We start from the raw sequence: 17,032 nt of genomic DNA, 5'->3' as shown, positions 1-17,032 counted from the left end.
GCCTTTACTTTAAAAATTTTCCATGACCTTTGTTATGCTGATAGACTGTTTCATTCTCCATGATTATTTTACCTCGGGAGATTGTAACAGTGGGCCATCCTTGCAATTCCATTCCATCATAAATAGTATAATCTGAGGAGGATTGCAATAATTCTGGGGTAACTTTTTTAGAAATTTCCAAATCAATTATAACCAAATCTGCATCCGATCCTTTTTGTATGGTGCCTTTCTTAGGATAAAATCCAAAGATCTTTGCTGCATTATAGCTAGATAATTCTGCTATTTGAGTAAGAGGAATATTGCGTTGTATTACTCCAAAGTGCAGCAGAACTGGTAACATGGTCGCTAGGCCTGGGAAACCTGCTAATGCTGTCCAGATATCGCCATTTTGTCCATATTTAAGGGCCAATGTATTGGCTACATGGTCGGTACCTATGGTGTCGACGAGTCCGTTTTTAATAGCATTCCATAAACTGGCAATGTCATTTTTTGTTCGCAAAGGTGGAACCACTTTTCCTCTCAAGTTACTATAATCAATTGAATGAGTCAAGTAATGCGGACACGTTTCGATATAAGCGTTACAACCACCTAGTTGCCGCTCATTTAGAATCGTGTTTAAAGCATGGTTTGAACCAATATGCACAAAGTAAATATTTGATCTCAATTCTCTGCCCATTTTCATTATCTTTTTGATGGCAATTTCTTCGCTTATCGGTGGCCTGCATTCAGACCAAACCTTTAGTGGATTGTAATTTTCCGCGGTATCTGTTTTTAAATTTTTTTCGTCTTTTTGATCGGCTTTTATTTCTTCTCTGCTATTTGATTTCTTGGCATGTCCCAAAGATTCCTTTTTCTTTTCTTCAATAATTCGGGCACATGTGCTGTGATCCTCTGCATGCACCAAAACTGTCGTATTTTTTAGTGATGAGCAAGCAGAAAGAACTTGAAAACAAAGCTCGTCTGTGATGTTGACGTTTCTGGGAAGGTGGTTATTTTGAGATGGATACATGTCCATTAGGATTCTATTGTCTGTAGATCCAAGGTTCATGTACAATTTAAAAGAGCGAATTCCACTTTTATGTAGATGCGGTATATCAGATACCTGCTGAGGGTTTAATATAGATGCGTGAATTTGATAATCTATATAATGATTATTCACACTACCTTGTAACTGCTTTTCAATTTCTTGTGTGTAGGGTTCATATACGCGGAGCATACGCATAATTGTGGTTACGCCGCCTAAAGCTGCAGTCCTTGACTCAGTTTCTGAGGCAATTTCTATGGGTGAGAACACTCCGTAATGCACGTGAGGATCGATGAGTCCTGGTAATACGTATCTGTTATTGGCATTAATGGACGCTGTATACTCAATACCATCAATTGAGCTTGATAGATTCTTAATTTTGCCATCCTCGATGAGAATGTTTGTTTTTGTTATCCCTATTTTGGGGATAACTGCCTGTGCATCCTTGATTAATAAATCACATTTGTCACTCATATCTCACACCATATATACTTCTTATATGCTCTTTGAACGATCTTCGAATTTTCCATTTTCTAGGGCGCAATAGCAGTGGTCGGGTGGTTTGATAAACAGACCTGTCTCCATGATGCCTGGGATTTTCTTTAATTGTACTTCCAAATTTTCAATATTAGAATAATCATCAAACATGGTATCTAAAATGAGGTTACCATTTTCAGTGATGTATGGATACCCTCTATCCAAAGAGCGAAGTGATGGATTACCTCCGATCCTTACTATAAAAGGGATGACTGCATTCCTGCCAAATGGAATAATTTCCAGGGGAACCGTTCTAGAGAAGGATTCAAAAAACTTTGAAGAGTCTGCAACAATAATAGTTTTTTTTGCAGAATAGTAAAGGATTTTTTCTCTTAATAACGCACCCCCGCCACCCTTGATCAAATGTTTTTTCTTATCAATTTGATCTGCACCGTCTATTACTAAATCCAATAGCGGAATCTTTGACTCATCAACTATCTCCAGATTTTTTTTCTCAGCTTCAATTTTTATTTGCAAGGATGTACATACAAATTTACAGTTCTTGATTACCTGGGGTGATAAAAGTTTCACTATCTTAGTCACTGCTCTGCCACTGCCTAAACCTATGAATTGTTCGTTCCCAGAAATGTGATTGTCTATTATATTTTTTGCAATATTATCAAAGCTAAAGTCATATGGTCCATTATTTTGATTTTGAATATTAGTAGGGGTTGCGGACATGACTAACTATAGAGGAACAAATACAGTATATTTAAATCGATTGAGAAAAAGACATGTTATGCTGTCAAATTATTGACCTATTTTTTTATGGATTGTCTTCTAGTCGTCTCAATGTTTTCAAGATATCGCTTTGAATTTTTTCAATCTCCTTACCTGTATCTAATACATTTTTGACATCTTCCTTATCGTCTTTTGATGTCGACAAGGATAAATGATTTTTGTTGTCTTTCTGCTCATTGGTCGACACAAGGTTTGGTAAAATAGGGTTAGAGGTGCTGTCAATAGCATTAATAGAGGTGTAACTAGTTTTGGTTGGATTGGGCAATTGCAAAGTAGAATGTGTATTAATTTTATTATTATCTTGTGATAGATGTGAATTAGGTTTGTTGTCTTCTTTTTTTATTGAGCCATCAAGCTCACTTTTATCTCTAATTGTATCTTTACCAACTTTACTCAGCGTTTCTTTGTCATTTTGCAAAGGCAGTTTTTTTTTCAAATGTATTTTACTATTTTTCTTTGGATTCAGCTTTAGGGATGTAAACTTTGAAAAAAAGGATTCTGATTTGTTTCTATCGGAATTCATTTTGAAAGATGAATCTAATCCTCCTGTTACTATCGTTGCCTCGTCGTCTCCTTTGTTAAGATGGTTATAAGAATTAGGTGAAGTGCCAGTTAGATTTTTTAGCCTCGCATCTATTTTTTTTGTGTATTCTGAAACTATTGAGTTAAGCTCCTTTCTGTATTCGTAAATCTCTTGAGCTTCCAGAATAGGAGTAAGCTGGAAAACTCGTTTATCATATTCATCCAACATGTTGTTGTACTTTTTAGCCAGTCTATCCCTTTCAAATTCGTCAATTTTTTTTTCTTTAAAGAATTGATCGATTTTTCCCAGGGCTTCTAGTGCAACAGATTTCTCAAACTCTATATTGTTTAATTCATTTTTTACATTGCCTAATAATGTGAGATTGCTGTTCTTTCTGTTTATCGCGTATCGTGTTATGAATACTGCACTAATTAACCCTAATGCGACAGAAGCAGAAATTATGAACAAATCAATCATTTTCTTGATAATTATTATATTGTAGTAATAGCTTATAAAAATAAAGCTACCTTGGATGGTAAAAATTTAAAATATTATTTTACCCTTCTTTTTATCCAGCTGTATTTTCGGATCTTTGGATCTGGATATCCGCATTTTGCGCAGGTTTTGCTGCGTTTATGATATGAATTGTGACCACATCTTCTACATCTGATGTGGGTTTTCTTTCGGGTAAATCTACCCATCGAAGTTGTTCCTTTAGTCATTTATTATTTTACACCTTCTCTCCTTTTCTTTCCTTTCCCTTCTCGTACCTGGTTTCCTTGCTACTTGAACTGGGGCGGTGAGATTATCACCACGTTGTCTCCTCTTACCACGATATTTCCAATTTCATCGGTTTTTCCTTCTTCCAAAATTTCAACCGAGCTTTCTAATAATAAATTCATATGTTGATCAAAACCTTGCAAGTTTCCTCTAATTACCTTGCCACCTTTTAATTTAATTAAAACATCTCTACCGAGGCTTTCATCTAAGACTTTAACAGCCATATCTACAGACAACTTTTATCTAACCTATTGTGTATCAAATCGATGTCCTATATTAAATTTAGTTTTCTGCTTGTGTGGTACCTGGGTCAATCGTAAACTGGGTCGGTCATCAATTCTGTGATTTTATCGATGATTTGAGAAAGTAATCTTTGTCCTTCCTCGGGACTTGCTTTTAAGGGATTTCCCCAAACACCATTCTTGGTAAATTTTACAAATCCTCCGGGGTTGTTTATTGACATGTTTATTCCATGCCTAAATAAATTCTGGTCATCTATTATATCTCGAATATCAAAACCTTGCTTTGCTGCATTTATATCCACAAACTCGGGATTTATTGCCATCATTAGCGATGTTTCCACCTCGCCTGCATGATCAAACTTTCGATCAATCATTTGCCAATAGTTGATAAAGTAAAAGAAATTGGACTTTAGCCCGTATCTTGACTGTATATTTTGACCCACATACTGGAGCAACCCCGTGTTGCCATGATGGCCGTTTATCAGGAATACTTTTTGTATCCCTTTTTTTGACATGGATAAACAGACGCTTGAAATGAAATCTACTAAAGTATTGTAGTCAACAGATGCATTAAACTTGGGGTCATGTTCATATGATACTCCGTAATAAATTGCAGGAAGAACAAACATTTTTACACGCTTGGAAATGGCCCTTGAAATATGTTCCACTATTAGGGTATCAGTTGAAAATGGAAGATGATCACCATGTTGTTCTGTTGAACCAAGAGGCAAAATGACTGATTTAATATCTTGATTTTGGATGCTGTCTGAAAACCTGCTTTGATTTAAAGTCTTTATTTCCATGCCTCTTTAAGAATTTATTTAAATTCGTCTATAAATGCTCCTGCTTCTGACCGTAATGATACTCCTACTACTACTATTATTATTATTACTGCTTCTCCTCCTCCTCCTCCTACTCCTCTTGCTGTTTTCGATACTTTCATATTTTTATTTGTAGGTTACTTTGCCCCAATAAACTTCCAACTTGTCTTCCAAAAACAACTTTACGGCTTCTAATAGTGCAAAGGCTTCAGCTATTTGGCCTTTAATTTTTATTGTCTCTAAGGTATCTTCTGGTGCAACTTTAAACGATTCTTGAATGATTATTGGTCCTTGATCAAGATCCTCTGTCACAAAATGAGCAGTACAGCCTATAATTTTTGCTCCTCTTTCATACGCCTGTACATAAGCATAGGCTCCTGGAAAAGCCGGTAACAATGATGGGTGAATATTTATTATTCTGTTTGGGTAGCGCCACACAAAATTAGGTGTGAGTATCCTCATGTATCTGGCCAAAACGATAAGATCAATGTCGAATTTTTCTACTAGATTAAGGATCTCCTTTTCGGCTATGTTCTGATCAGTGTGATTAACAAAGAAAAATGGGATGGAGTAGTTATCTGCGATCGGTTTTAGCTTCTCATCTGAACCAATTATTAAGGAAATATTGCAGTTTATCTCGCCTGCTGTTTTGGAGTTTAGTATTTTTAACAAACAATGGTCCTCGCGACTTACTAATATCGCAACATTTTTTACTTTATTTTCCTCATGAAAATGAACCTTTACCTCCATCTGAAGCTTTTTTCCCAGTTCGCCTAATTCTTTTTGCATCTTGGCCTTGTCTATGGTGTGGAAGGAAGCTTCAAGATGCATACCAAATAAACCTTTGACTACATTCTGGTTGATTTTTTCAATGTTTCCACCATTCTTGAAAATATAATTTGTTGTATCTGCAACTATGCCTTCTTTGTCTTTGCCAACTATAGTTACCTCAACAAATGTTTTACTGTCAATAATATCAGTTTTTTCGGTCATACTATTGTCTCCATTTTACACCTATTATTATAAAAAACCATGCAAATCCGAGATAAATATGATACACACGATCCATTCAATAAAAATATTCACTTCGTTTGCTTTGGAAGATGTTTATACTCTTTTTTTCAACTGGTTTGCTTAAAAAAAGGGTAATAGTTAGTTAGTTAGTTAGAAGATATATATCTACTCCGTCAATATCTTTAATTTTTTTCCCTGATTAGTTGACTATTGCTATTATTATCTTTGCCCTGAAAAATATGTTCCTCTTGTGAAACTAGTACCAAATAATCTTTAGAAATAGTTATGCAGTTTATTATTTAGTAAAAGTTTAGCATGATAAAATAATAGTTTCATTTTAAGAAATATACATATTATACAGACTACCTTAACTTGTGATGTTTACATTAAACAATAAAAAACCATTGATTTTAGCGGTGGTAGCAGTGGTGGCATTTACTTTGTTTTTGAGTCCCACATTTACAGTAAATGATGTAATGGCAAAAGAAAAGAAAAACAAAGGTAATGATAGTGACCAAGACATCGATCAAGGTCAATCTTCAAAACAAAACGCACAATGTGTGTCTGGTGATGATGTATTGGCCTCTTGCAATAACTTGAGCGCACAAGACCAAGATAATGATGGTAACAATGCAGCCGGACAGCAAAATGGTAAAGGAAAAGGTAACGACAATGACCAAGGAGTGGACCAAGACCAAGACAGCAAACAAAATACACAGTGTGTAGCTGGCGGCAGCATAGCTCTTTCGTGCAATAACTTGAGTGCACAAAATCAAGATAATGAAGGTAACAATGCAGCAGCACAACACGGTGGAGATGGTCACAAGAAACACAACGGTAACGACAGCGACCAAGGAGTAGACCAAGACCAAGATAATGATCAAAAGGCACAGTGTGTTTCAGGTGAAGATGCAATTGTATCCTGTAACAGCTTGAGCTTCCAAAACCAATTCAATGAAGGAAGCAATGCATTAGGACAGAATTAAAATCCTTCTTCTTTTTTTCCCAGATACTTTTTGTCACATTAAGTCAAGATTTTAAGTATTTATAAAAAAATTATAGCTAACTATTTCCTTATTTTTTTTATTTTTATTTTTATTTTTATTTGCTTTATGATTAGGATTGATGAGCACTATCTAAATCGAGATGGTTCTATTGTTATCTTAATTACACTCCTTATTAGCCGATGGTTAGAAAATAAAACAAGGATGCAAGAGATTCTGTGGAAGAGGAAAGAGCTATAGAGAGATAGCTAGGAAGGCAGGAAGAAAGATGGAACAGATGGAGATTTAAGAATATTAATGATTTAGAATATTTGTTTGTAGAGGCTTAAGGAGTTGGGGGGGGGGAAATTGGGTAAGTTGAAATTTGAAATATCTTTATTTGTACTTTGAATCTTTAGGAATTTTTAGGCTAAAAATAGTCTGTTAACAAAAGTTAGATTAAATTAATTTATTAAAAGGACAAGGTTTATTATATTTGTAATATGGGTAGTAGAAAGAGAAAAACTTCGAAACCGGTCAGAAAAACCAAATCTACCGAAGGCAGATGCCCTAAATGTAAAACAATAGTACGATTTAATGTTTCAGGACAGGTTGGTAGCGAGATCTACGAGTGTGTGGGTTGCACGACTAAATACAAGATAGATGAATTATAAGATTTTTTTTTGAACCGAACACTTTGGAATTTACGGGAACATTTTTTTATTGCAAATTTTAAGGTATTCTGTGTCTAGTAGAATAGAGTACACCGATAAAGTTTATTTATATAGTAGTGGAATGCCCGCAGAACTAATTGACCGCAGCAAAGAAAAATTAATCGAACACGGTGTAGATTTAAAGGATCTAGTTATTATTGAATCGCCCGAAAATGTTCCGGAAGGATCGATAATGATTACTCTATGGCCTCATTATCTTTCTGTTGCTAAAGTTAAAAGAGTTAGGGAAGGGTCGATTTACGCACCACAATTATTTAATATAGATATTTAGTTATTATGTAAAAGGTAGTAGATTGTTTTTAACGTTTTTTTGTAAAAGAGAAAATCACTCCGATTGCCCAGGCGAATGGCCAGTAAACGAGAACTGTGGTCCAGATGAAGATTGTTCGTTTGATATGAAAATGGTTAAATGTCAATGTACTTGTCACGCAATAAATCAATCTGCATAGATGATATTGATAACAATAACTTGACAATCCTTAGAAGACATATGTACCTGCATTGTAAATCACTTTTATTTTTGTCATCCTACTATTTTTCAAGTTCTTTAAGTTCGTTGCAGTATTTTGAATAATCGGGTGAATTGGACCATTTCTACTACTACTACTATTATGGCATATTGCTGATATTGCATAAAAAATTAAAAAGAAGATATATAGATTTGCTCTCGTGCGAATGTCAAAAATACCCCTAGAGGAAAAATGCTTTATTAATCAATTGGACAACAAGATTACTGTATGGCTAACAAGAACGACGATTTTTCTGCAATTAGACTTTCTTTTCAGAACAAATGCCTGGAACTTATGGGTATTTCAGAAAAAATACGCTATGTTGGAATTATCAACAGATACGGTAGGACCGTAGCAGGAAAACTTAGAAAAAATGTTACTCCACTATTGTCTCCTGAACAAGCGAGGGATGAGCATTTTGTTGAAGCAATAAGACAACAACTAAGAAATTCTTTTAATGAATCTATTGGAAAAACGGATTTTTCCATAACCAAGAATGATTTGGTGACACTTGTACTTGTTCCTTCTACCAAAGATAATTTGTTGATTTACATCACACTAGATAGAGACGTACCATTGCAAGATGTCTCGGATGTTATTGTAAAAATTAAGGAAATCGACTCAAAGTAGAACTCGGTTTGAAATGAAAGAAATGTAGTGGGTGGATACGCCTTTATGTATATTTATTTATTTATATACATATAAAATATTTTTATGTGCGTTCTTACTAGTTAGTTAAAGTTTATCCTGCTTCGCATTTCTTTGTCTTTTGTTATCGCAGGATGACTTGGATCAGCTAATATAACTTCAAACCACGAATACATACCATCTTGATAAATCATATAAGAGCCCATTACTTTCATATTTAAGTACTTTTCATTTACACGTCTTTCTGCAACCCTTTTCATGCTAATTTTTTGTTTAATGTGAACTACACCAATATGTTTTGGTCTTCTTCCTGCTACTGGTCTTTGTTTTCTCATTCCACCTCTTCCTACTCTGATTCGCACTACAATGATCCCTTGTTTGGCTTTATATCCTACTGCTCTTGCTCTATCCAAACGGCTTGGATGCTCAATTCGATTTACCGTTGGTTCTCTCCTCCATGTGTATGCCTTTCTTTTAAGCTCAGGAGATCTGTTTTTTAGCATTGTCTTCCATGTTTCCGCAATGTGGCTGTACATATCCTTGAGTTATTTAATACCCATTAATATTTTCTTTGGGAGGTGATTGTAACCTTTCTATTTTTAATTTGACAATATGCAGGTAGGATAATAGATAGCAGTTATTTTCTTAAAATGAAAAAAACATGTTAAAATACTGAAAAAGAAAAGAAACCAAAAATTGAGTATTAACCAAAAAAAGAAATCTTAACGTCTTCGCATTCTTTCAGGCTTTTTCTGACCTGGTTGAACCCTTTTTTCAAATCTCTTAACAAAATTATTTTTGTTTCTTACCCTTGAAGGTGGGCTAGTTCTTTCTCGAGCTTGGATTTTGGGGGTTTGACCTCTAACTTTCCCAGCTTTTGTTAACGATCCGTGAGTCGGCATAATGTTGATATTATCTATCTCATATTTATTGTATACATTCTATGAGGGATATACAGGCAACAATTACCAAGAATAAAAAATTCGTGGCAATCAAGGACTAGTTCATTATTATTTAAATGGCGGCACATCTTTATCTGTTTTGCAACTAATGTCAATTCTGAATTTTGACTTCAGTAAGGAAATTCAAAGGCTAAAGAAAGAAAAAAATGCCATTATTTTGGCACATAACTATCAAATATCACAAGTACAAGAAGTTGCTGATTTTATTGGCGATTCGTTGAAATTATCTCGATTAGCTGGAGAAACCGATGCCTCATACATAGTATTTTGTGGGGTACATTTTATGGCCGAAACTGCTTCAATCATTAGTCCCGACAAGAAAGTTCTCATCCCCGACCTTGAAGCAGGATGTTCGCTTGCTTCATCCATTAATCCAAAGGAGCTACTAAAATGGAAAAATGAAAATCCTAATGCAGTTGTGGTAAGCTATGTTAATACCTCTGCTGAAATTAAAGCACTTTCGGATTACTGTTGTACATCCTCAAACGCAGTAAAAGTAGTAAAAAGTATTCCTGCAGATCAACCCGTGCTGTTTTTGCCTGATATGTTTTTAGGGGCATATGTTGCTGAAGAAACAAAAAGAAATAATATCAAAATCTGGCCTGGTGAATGTCACGTTCACGCTGGAATTACTGACAAGGATATCAACTCAATGTTAGCAAAATATAGTAATGCTGAATTCATGGTGCATCCTGAGTGCAGCTGTACATCATCCACTCTCTATCACGTTTCAAAGGGTGATATTAACAAGGATTGTAAAATATTATCTACTGAGGGAATGATGAAAGAGGCCAGAGAGTCAAAGAATAATCAATTTCTGATAGCAACTGAGGTTGGAATATTGCATAGGATGCAGGAAGAGAATCCCTCTAAGGAGTTTATCCCAGTTAAAAACGACGCAGTTTGCAAATATATGAAAAAAATTACAGTTGAAAAAGTTCATAATTCTTTGATAAACGATGTTTATGAAGTAAAGGTTCCTGAGAAGATAGCGCGAAAAGCTATCATTCCAATTGAGAGAATGTTGGCCATAACCTGATAAGACTTTTTTTATCTTTATTCTAGACTCTTTCCCTCTTCCTCTCTTTCCCCCTTCCTCTCTCTCTCCAAGCCTCTTCGAACCTTCTCTTGTTTTATACATAGACAAATAAACGACGTTAAAATTGAAACCTTTGGAAAAATTTTGTATACATGTATTTACGAGAAAAAAATAATAGGCTTTACTTTTCAATTCATATGCTCTGATAAGTTGCAACAGTACTTGGAAATTTCAAATTTGGGTGAAAACAGATACCGACAAAATAGTTCCATGTCTTTATCTGATTTTCAGATGTGTTTTAATTATGAATAGATGAATAGATGAATAGATGAATAGATGAATACTGATCTTTACTAAAAAACAGTATTGTTATTGTCCTTTGTTATTGTACTGGTGGGTGGGACAAGGTCAACCAATATATCGTCATTTTGGTAGTAATATAAAAAAAACAAATGCAATTAAACTGAATATACAAATTAAGTTATTTCCAAACTAAAGTCTATTGCCTGTACAGAGTGAGTCAACGATCCAATCGAAATAACATCTGGTCTGCAAGCTGCAAATTCCTGAACATTTTCGTATTTAACTCCACCACTTACTTCTATAATTGCTTTATCTCGCAAACCTGCTTTTTTTAGCCTTTGAATGGAATTATCCACTTGTGTAGGTGTAAAATTATCTAGCATTATTATATCCGCTCCTGCATCAATTGCGTCCAGTATCCCTTGATAGTCTGTTACCTCGCATTCTATCTTTTTCCTGCCTGACGGGTAAGCCGATTTTGCCTTTTTTATGGCCTCTTTAACTGAACCTACTATGGCAATGTGATTGTCCTTTATCAGAATCAACTGATCCATTCTTTCTCTATGTGATATACCGCCTCCAAGAACAACTGCTCTTTTATCAAAGTATCGCAAACCCGGTGCAGTTTTTCTAGTAGAAGCGATCTTGACTGTCTTTGAAAGGTTACCGAGCCTTCTTACAAATTGTCCGGTTTTGGTGGAAATACCGCTCATTCTCATAAGCAAATTGAGAGCTGTTCTTTCTCCTTTCAGAATCGATCTAGAGGATCCGGAAACTGTCATGACGATTGTTCCATTTGAGATTGCTGATCCGTCTTCCACCATTTGAGATACTTTGCAACCGCAAATTTCAAAAATTAATTTCGCTTCTGCAAGGCCGCTTACAACTATTTCACAGACTTTGCTGTCCGTACCGCTATCACTATTGTTATTGTTATTGTTATTGTTATTGTTATTACTGCTCTTGCATACTATATCACCTTTAGATATACTTTCTTGAGGAATTAGTAGATTGCTTGTAATATCACCAGTACCAATGTCCTCTGCTAAAAAATCAGATAATGCTTTTCTAAGCTCTAATTCTGAATCATATATATTCTTGTATGGGGAATTTTTTTCAAAATATATTGTATTTTTACTACTACTACTGCTACTACTAAAATTACTATTCAATTCAAATTATGTGACTTTCAAAGCATATTTGTGGGGAACTTTGATTTCTAACGTCGAAGCAACTTTTGATTTTTGTGGGTTCATTATTAACAAGATCCCAAACCAATCTTTTGAAAGTTCAGTTGATTTGCAAACTGGACACATCTTACCAGTTGTTAATGCTTTACATTTTTTGCATGCTACTTCTCTTACCAATGCCTACTAACAACCTTATTTCGCATGATGCCTTTTTATCTTTTATCTTTTTTTAGATGATTTGCCATCTGAACCTTTATTTTGTGCACTGGACGCTCCTGTACCCCCTTCTTTTGAATTACTGTCACTGCCGCTGCCGCTGCCTCCACCTTGGGCACGTCGGATCTCTTTTTCAACCCATTCCAAAGCGCCTAAAAATGGCTGCCTGCACGTTATACCTATCTTACCCATTGATGCACTCTTTCCTAAACTGATTGCAGTGATTCTTGCTCGTATTTTGGAGCCTATTCGCAATGTTTTTTCAGATTGATTGGATAAAATTAGGCCTTGTTTCACGTCGCTTTTTAGATAATCATCAGCGATCTGAGACAAATGTAGGAGCGCATCTGTGGGACCTATCCTAACAAATGCACCAAAATCTGTAATCTCAACTACTTCACCTTCTACTACTTCGTGAAGTTTAGGATAAAACGTCAATGCAGTAAAGTTAACTTTGTGATAGGTCGCACCATCACCAGCAATTACTTTGCCGATAGCGTTTGTTTCGGCATCGATTATCAGTATAACATATCCCAAATCAGCACTAACCATACTTTCGTATTTTTCCTTTAAAATCCCGATTGCTGTCAGTTTTAGAGAGTTGGTTAACTTACTTGGAGGGATCCTTACTACATCAGACATATGTGCAATAGCAAACATTATAAAGACAAAAGATATCCAGAATCATCAGTTTATGAACTTTATGTTTTAGTAGTGGGATTAATATCTTGGAATAATCATTCCGGTGATCTTGAAGGCATCATTATTCATTTTGAGAATGAATGATTTAAATAGAATTGCGACCCGATTTTTATATTATTATGGTTACTGTGGATAAAGTCATTAGTGCTTTAAAAAATGTTAAGGATCCAGAGTTACACAAAGATATTGTATCTATGGGTATGATCAAAGATATTACAATTAACGAAGATAAATTAGCTTTTACTTTGGAATTGACAACACCTGCTTGTCCTTTTAATAGTGAAATTGAACAAGATGTCAGAAATACCATTTCAAACCTGGGAATAAAGGATTTGGATCTTAAGGTAACAGCAAGAGTAATGGAGGGGCGAACCATAACCATGGATCAGATTCTGCCCGGTGTAAAGAATATTTTGGCGGTTGCCAGTGGGAAGGGTGGTGTAGGAAAAACCACCGTTTCAGTGAATTTGGCAGTTGCTTTAGCAAAAACTGGAGCCAAGGTTGGTATACTGGATGCTGATGTATATGGTCCAAGTGTCCCATTGATGCTGGGCCTTAAAGAAACTCCTGAGGTAATTGAAGGGAAAATACAGCCTCCTGTCGCTGAAAATGTCAAAGTGATGTCTATGGGATTTTTCTATGAGCAATCACAGCAAGCAGGTATCTATCGTGGACCTATAATCGCAGGTATAGTAAAACAGTTCATCACCGATGTAAATTGGGGAGAACTTGATTACCTTATAATTGATTTACCGCCAGGAACTGGAGATGCCCCACTTACTATGGCCCAAACAATACCAATTACAGGAATATTGATTGTAACAACACCTCAGGAGGTAGCTATGAACGTGGCTGTAAAATCCATTGGAATGTTTAACAAACTCAATATTCCTATTATCGGTGTTATTGAGAATATGAGCTATCTCAAGTGTCACAACTGTTCTGAAAAGATTCACATTTTTGGTGAAGGAGGTGGTCAAAAGATAAGCGAACAATTTAAGGTTCCATTTATTGGGGAAATTCCATTAACTGCTCAGATTATGAAGGGAAGCGACACAGGGACTTCAGTTATTATTTCCGATCCTAATTCCGAATATGCTCAAGCATTTTACAAGATTTCAAAAATTACTGCAGGAAGGATTAGTGTTATAGCTTCTGAATTGATGGAACAAGAACAACCACAACAAACCTAATCTGAAAAATTCGAGGCATTTTTTCTTATATATTTACATATTTACTCATTTACTCACTTACTTGCCCATACCCATACACACATACTTTCAATCATTCACCCAAGTACTGGGACATATATTCATGAACTCCCGTCATAGTTTTTTATCTTTAAAATTTTTTTGACTGTTATTGTGGAATCCAAATCCCATTTTAGGCATACAATAAAGTTATAATCTTTATTTTTTTCAAAAACCAGCATCTACTTTCTTACCCTATTACTCTGTAAACTTTCAATAACAACGGTTTGTCAAATTATTTTGAGATAAACATCTTTGTATGATATAGTAGTTTAATTTTTTGAGGAAGTTTAACGAGATGAAGGTGAATCCTGAGAAATTGGATCTTTTAAAAGAACCATTTGGAATTTTGATAAAAGACAATCTTGTCAATAAAAAAAATGTTACTCAAACACTAGGAAATGCATCCAAGATTGTGACCGTGGGAGATACCACTACAGAAAAATTACTTGGATTTGGAATTATTCCAGACATTTCTGTTATCGATGGGAAAGAAAAGAGGGTCATAAAAACCACAAAATTAGATTATGAGGTAGATAGAGTTCTTAAATTAAATAACAATCCTGGCGAATTGGATGAAAAAATAATCTCTGAGGTAAGAAAACTTGTTTTTCAAACTGAAGTGGAAGCTGATGGTAATAATTCAGAGGACGAGGAGAACGAATCAAAAGTGGCAATAGTGACAGAGGGGGCAGCAGAAAGATTTGAAGATAAAGATAAAGATAAAGATAAAGAAAAAGATAAAGAAAAAGATAAAGAAAAAGATAAAGAAAAAGATAAAGATGAAGTAATTGGAAATAAAAAGGAAAAAGATGCATCTAAAACTGCTGAAACTACTTTAATTTCATTAAAAACGGCGTCTAAAAAAACAGACTCAAGTGATTTGTCTGTATCACAAACAAAAAGGATATCAAGTGATGTTAAATTCCACGATCTTGACGAGTTTGCTGCTACCTCATCTGAAAAGGTGCAGATAGTGATAGAAGGGGAGGAAGATATAGTGGCACTTCCATTTTTGATCTTTGCACCCGTTGGTTGGGTTGTTTGTTACGGACAGCCTAATGAAGGATTGGTTATTGTAAAAATAACTGAAGAGTCAAAGAAGCGTGCAGAGTCAATCTTTAATAAAGTCTTTCTTTGATTTTTTAACACAGGGTATGATGATACGGTGGCTGTATGATTTTTTAATACAATAAAAAGTATGATTTAGTATTACCAATATCTGACCCTGTCTTGATCTTGTTCTATTTTTTATCTTCCAAGACTAGCTAGTTATTTTTTTTGAATAGGTATATTTGCTGGTGTATTTTTATGTGTAAAAAGTGGTCGTTGTTTTCATATATGTATATCTAAAAATATTGATCAAGTCCCACAACCACAACCGTCCTTACTATTATCGTAAGAGCCTATTCCATATTTTGTTCTACATTTGCCACAAACACTTTCGGATTCACTGATTGTGGTGGTTTCGCAAAAAGAACATACTTTTGTCATATACTGATTATCTTTGAATAAGGTTAAATCTTTAACTGCCGCTATAAAAAAAAGGACAGATTTGCCTGTCTTGATCTGTATTTTTTTTCTTTTTTTATTTATTTATTTAGATTACACGACTGCAAGGAGGGCCATCGACACAAAGTAAAATGGTTATTTAGGCCCTGTTTAAATACAATTTGTAGATTTCTCCAGTTTCATCACTTATATAATTCCAATTCTCGGGATTGATATCTACAATAGAAAAGAATTCTTGTTCTTCTTTTGATAATACGTCATAAATTAGCTGTCCAACGATAATGTGATTTTCACGGGCATAGGCTGTCATCTTCGAAGCAATGCTTATGGTGTATCCTAAAATATCATATACAGGTCTTTTACCTGAAATCAGGTCGCTATTTTTGTGCACTGCCTTGTAATCGTACAGTGACAGGTCCTTGATCTTATCAACATGTGGATAATACTTTACAATTACATTTTCTCCATAATCAATTCCAATTCTTACGCCGATTTCGGGGTAATCGTACTGACCAAAAACCGGATTGAAACCCTGATTTATTACTTTGATCATGGTTCTTGCGCAGTTGATCGCATTAATACACAGGGTGTATAGATGGGCCGAATCTACGTTGAAAAACCCAAGTATTGCATCTCCGACGTATTTTAAAACATATCCTCCGTAAAGTCTGATTATTTTTGTCATCTCTTGGGTAAACGTCTGAATAATTTTTGACACTCTTTCAATTGGTAGATTCATTGATAGTTTGGTGGAACCTACAATGTCGATGTTTAATATTATCAGTTTCATTTTGTCATATTTGTAGCTGCTTAATACTTCTTGAGTTTCCTCAAATGGTGCGGTAAATATCGGATCCGATCTTAACGCTTTCCACATACTTGATTGGGAAGCAGTAATGATTTTTTGGATATCGATTAGGGCATCTACATAAAATACTGATTGATTATCATCTGTTTCATCATTATCACCATCGCTACTAGTCTTGGCAATTAGCCTGCTGTTTTCTTTTTCAATTTTTTCATTTAGATTCTTTATCGCCTCTTCTACTTCGGAGGGCTCAACGTCTAGTTGTAATGAAATGATCTCGGGCGGGATCCCCGAGTCAAATAAGTTGATGATGGTTTGATGTTGTTCATATTTGTCAACCTTTTTGGGTTTTTCGTCAACACCTTTTTGGTTATTATCATCATCCACGCCAGAAATTCTCTTTTCACCTACAATGATGTCATGGCATCGATAAAATGTTTACGAAAGTTTGGCATTTATAATTTATGACCATATTCTAATTTGAGGACATGAGT

21 protein-coding genes are annotated in these 17,032 nt (G+C 35.0%); 7 read left to right on the top strand and 14 right to left on the bottom strand.

The genetic code is table 11. The annotated features are described in order from the left end of the window. Positions 1–4 precede the first annotated feature (4 nt). From F1Z66_RS01680 to F1Z66_RS01650, 8 genes are all read right to left on the bottom strand, one after another. Positions 5–1,498: a dihydroorotase gene (locus tag F1Z66_RS01680; protein ID WP_149861864.1), complete on the bottom strand. Its 1,494-nt coding sequence runs from the start codon at positions 1,496–1,498 to the stop codon at positions 5–7. Between the two features lie 21 nt (positions 1,499–1,519). Next, positions 1,520–2,242 (bottom strand): ribose 5-phosphate isomerase A, encoded by a 723-nt coding sequence (gene rpiA, locus F1Z66_RS01675; RefSeq protein ID WP_149861863.1) that lies wholly within the window; start codon positions 2,240–2,242, stop codon positions 1,520–1,522. Positions 2,243–2,327: 85 nt separating this feature from the next. Further along, entirely contained in the window at positions 2,328–3,302 is a 975-nt protein-coding gene (locus tag F1Z66_RS01670) for a hypothetical protein (protein WP_149861862.1), read from the bottom strand. A gap of 74 nt (positions 3,303–3,376) precedes the next feature. Continuing rightward, positions 3,377–3,547, bottom strand: coding sequence for a 50S ribosomal protein L37e (locus F1Z66_RS01665; protein WP_149861861.1), 171 nt, complete (start codon positions 3,545–3,547; stop codon positions 3,377–3,379). 60 nt (positions 3,548–3,607) lie between these two features. Further along, positions 3,608–3,841, bottom strand: a complete 234-nt coding sequence (locus F1Z66_RS01660) for an LSm family protein (RefSeq protein ID WP_149861860.1) — start codon at positions 3,839–3,841, stop codon at positions 3,608–3,610. A 74-nt stretch (positions 3,842–3,915) separates the two neighbouring features. Then, positions 3,916–4,650 (bottom strand): creatininase family protein, encoded by a 735-nt coding sequence (locus F1Z66_RS01655; protein WP_149861859.1) that lies wholly within the window; start codon positions 4,648–4,650, stop codon positions 3,916–3,918. A gap of 14 nt (positions 4,651–4,664) precedes the next feature. Further along, on the bottom strand, positions 4,665–4,790 hold the full coding sequence (locus tag F1Z66_RS16180) for a hypothetical protein (protein ID WP_255437874.1): 126 nt from the start codon (positions 4,788–4,790) through the stop codon (positions 4,665–4,667). Positions 4,791–4,794: 4 nt separating this feature from the next. After that, the gene (locus tag F1Z66_RS01650) at positions 4,795–5,661 is read right to left on the bottom strand and encodes a formyltetrahydrofolate deformylase (protein WP_149861858.1); all 867 of its coding nucleotides are present in this window, start codon (positions 5,659–5,661) and stop codon (positions 4,795–4,797) included. A 398-nt stretch (positions 5,662–6,059) separates the two neighbouring features. On the opposite strand from F1Z66_RS01650, the gene F1Z66_RS01645 reads away from it, so the two are divergent. The 4 genes from F1Z66_RS01645 (at position 6,060) to F1Z66_RS01635 (ending at position 8,538) form a co-directional block, all read left to right on the top strand. After that, positions 6,060–6,668 (top strand): hypothetical protein, encoded by a 609-nt coding sequence (locus tag F1Z66_RS01645; RefSeq protein WP_195907446.1) that lies wholly within the window; start codon positions 6,060–6,062, stop codon positions 6,666–6,668. A gap of 500 nt (positions 6,669–7,168) precedes the next feature. Next, a complete protein-coding gene (locus F1Z66_RS15750; RefSeq protein WP_195907445.1) occupies positions 7,169–7,339 on the top strand; it encodes a hypothetical protein in 171 nt (56 codons plus the stop codon). 70 nt (positions 7,340–7,409) lie between these two features. Continuing rightward, positions 7,410–7,670 (top strand): hypothetical protein, encoded by a 261-nt coding sequence (locus tag F1Z66_RS01640; RefSeq protein WP_149861856.1) that lies wholly within the window; start codon positions 7,410–7,412, stop codon positions 7,668–7,670. 466 nt (positions 7,671–8,136) lie between these two features. Next, positions 8,137–8,538, top strand: a complete 402-nt coding sequence (locus tag F1Z66_RS01635; RefSeq protein ID WP_149861855.1) for a hypothetical protein — start codon at positions 8,137–8,139, stop codon at positions 8,536–8,538. Between the two features lie 101 nt (positions 8,539–8,639). On the opposite strand, the gene F1Z66_RS01630 is transcribed toward F1Z66_RS01635, so the two are convergent. Further along, the gene (locus tag F1Z66_RS01630; protein WP_149861854.1) at positions 8,640–9,092 is read right to left on the bottom strand and encodes a 50S ribosomal protein L15e; all 453 of its coding nucleotides are present in this window, start codon (positions 9,090–9,092) and stop codon (positions 8,640–8,642) included. A gap of 186 nt (positions 9,093–9,278) precedes the next feature. Next, positions 9,279–9,458 carry a 30S ribosomal protein S30e gene (locus tag F1Z66_RS01625; RefSeq protein ID WP_149861853.1) on the bottom strand — a complete coding sequence of 60 codons (180 nt, stop codon included), beginning with the start codon at positions 9,456–9,458 and terminating at the stop codon, positions 9,279–9,281. A 148-nt stretch (positions 9,459–9,606) separates the two neighbouring features. Here F1Z66_RS01625 and nadA point away from each other — a divergent pair, with 148 nt between their 5' ends. Next, complete coding sequence (gene nadA, locus F1Z66_RS01620) at positions 9,607–10,557, top strand: quinolinate synthase NadA (RefSeq protein WP_149861852.1); 951 nt, start codon at positions 9,607–9,609, stop codon at positions 10,555–10,557. Between the two features lie 476 nt (positions 10,558–11,033). Here nadA and nadC read toward each other — a convergent pair whose 3' ends face one another. The 3 genes from nadC to F1Z66_RS01605 are packed head-to-tail and all read right to left on the bottom strand — an operon-like array spanning position 11,034 to position 12,926. Continuing rightward, positions 11,034–12,032: a carboxylating nicotinate-nucleotide diphosphorylase gene (gene nadC / locus F1Z66_RS01615; RefSeq protein WP_201448547.1), complete on the bottom strand. Its 999-nt coding sequence runs from the start codon at positions 12,030–12,032 to the stop codon at positions 11,034–11,036. Between the two features lie 6 nt (positions 12,033–12,038). Then, on the bottom strand, positions 12,039–12,227 hold the full coding sequence (gene spt4, locus F1Z66_RS01610; protein ID WP_149861851.1) for a transcription elongation factor subunit Spt4: 189 nt from the start codon (positions 12,225–12,227) through the stop codon (positions 12,039–12,041). A 42-nt stretch (positions 12,228–12,269) separates the two neighbouring features. Beyond that, the gene (locus F1Z66_RS01605) at positions 12,270–12,926 is read right to left on the bottom strand and encodes a DNA-directed RNA polymerase (protein WP_149861850.1); all 657 of its coding nucleotides are present in this window, start codon (positions 12,924–12,926) and stop codon (positions 12,270–12,272) included. Between the two features lie 161 nt (positions 12,927–13,087). Between F1Z66_RS01605 and F1Z66_RS01600 the strand changes: the two genes are divergently transcribed. Both F1Z66_RS01600 and F1Z66_RS01595 read left to right on the top strand, forming a co-directional pair. After that, positions 13,088–14,161, top strand: a complete 1,074-nt coding sequence (locus tag F1Z66_RS01600) for an Mrp/NBP35 family ATP-binding protein (RefSeq protein WP_149861849.1) — start codon at positions 13,088–13,090, stop codon at positions 14,159–14,161. A 337-nt stretch (positions 14,162–14,498) separates the two neighbouring features. Then, a complete protein-coding gene (locus tag F1Z66_RS01595) occupies positions 14,499–15,359 on the top strand; it encodes a DUF359 domain-containing protein (RefSeq protein ID WP_149861848.1) in 861 nt (286 codons plus the stop codon). A gap of 510 nt (positions 15,360–15,869) precedes the next feature. On the opposite strand, the gene F1Z66_RS01590 is transcribed toward F1Z66_RS01595, so the two are convergent. Further along, the gene (locus F1Z66_RS01590; protein WP_149861847.1) at positions 15,870–16,925 is read right to left on the bottom strand and encodes an adenylate/guanylate cyclase domain-containing protein; all 1,056 of its coding nucleotides are present in this window, start codon (positions 16,923–16,925) and stop codon (positions 15,870–15,872) included. Between the last annotated feature and the right edge of the window lie 107 nt (positions 16,926–17,032).

Source organism: Candidatus Nitrosocosmicus agrestis (genome assembly GCF_008389435.1).
Classification (GTDB): Archaea; Thermoproteota; Nitrososphaeria; order Nitrososphaerales; family Nitrososphaeraceae; genus Nitrosocosmicus; species Nitrosocosmicus agrestis.
Note: the sequence above shows the minus strand (reverse complement) of the source record. Positions and strands in the feature narration are given on the sequence as shown.

Excerpts from the sequence above, each read along its gene's own strand:
- F1Z66_RS01680 (WP_149861864.1), bottom strand. The coding sequence starts at position 1,498 with ATGAGTGACAAATGTGATTTATTAATCAAGGATGCACAGGCAGTTATC.
- rpiA (WP_149861863.1), bottom strand. The coding sequence starts at position 2,242 with ATGTCCGCAACCCCTACTAATATTCAAAATCAAAATAATGGACCATAT.
- F1Z66_RS01670 (WP_149861862.1), bottom strand. The coding sequence starts at position 3,302 with ATGATTGATTTGTTCATAATTTCTGCTTCTGTCGCATTAGGGTTAATT.
- F1Z66_RS01665 (WP_149861861.1), bottom strand. The coding sequence starts at position 3,547 with ATGACTAAAGGAACAACTTCGATGGGTAGATTTACCCGAAAGAAAACC.
- F1Z66_RS01655 (WP_149861859.1), bottom strand. The coding sequence starts at position 4,650 with ATGGAAATAAAGACTTTAAATCAAAGCAGGTTTTCAGACAGCATCCAA.
- F1Z66_RS16180 (WP_255437874.1), bottom strand. The coding sequence starts at position 4,790 with ATGAAAGTATCGAAAACAGCAAGAGGAGTAGGAGGAGGAGGAGGAGAA.
- F1Z66_RS01650 (WP_149861858.1), bottom strand. The coding sequence starts at position 5,661 with ATGACCGAAAAAACTGATATTATTGACAGTAAAACATTTGTTGAGGTA.
- F1Z66_RS01645 (WP_195907446.1), top strand. The coding sequence starts at position 6,060 with ATGTTTACATTAAACAATAAAAAACCATTGATTTTAGCGGTGGTAGCA.
- F1Z66_RS15750 (WP_195907445.1), top strand. The coding sequence starts at position 7,169 with ATGGGTAGTAGAAAGAGAAAAACTTCGAAACCGGTCAGAAAAACCAAA.
- F1Z66_RS01635 (WP_149861855.1), top strand. The coding sequence starts at position 8,137 with ATGGCTAACAAGAACGACGATTTTTCTGCAATTAGACTTTCTTTTCAG.
- F1Z66_RS01630 (WP_149861854.1), bottom strand. The coding sequence starts at position 9,092 with ATGTACAGCCACATTGCGGAAACATGGAAGACAATGCTAAAAAACAGA.
- F1Z66_RS01625 (WP_149861853.1), bottom strand. The coding sequence starts at position 9,458 with ATGCCGACTCACGGATCGTTAACAAAAGCTGGGAAAGTTAGAGGTCAA.
- nadA (WP_149861852.1), top strand. The coding sequence starts at position 9,607 with ATGTCAATTCTGAATTTTGACTTCAGTAAGGAAATTCAAAGGCTAAAG.
- F1Z66_RS01605 (WP_149861850.1), bottom strand. The coding sequence starts at position 12,926 with ATGTTTGCTATTGCACATATGTCTGATGTAGTAAGGATCCCTCCAAGT.
- F1Z66_RS01600 (WP_149861849.1), top strand. The coding sequence starts at position 13,088 with ATGGTTACTGTGGATAAAGTCATTAGTGCTTTAAAAAATGTTAAGGAT.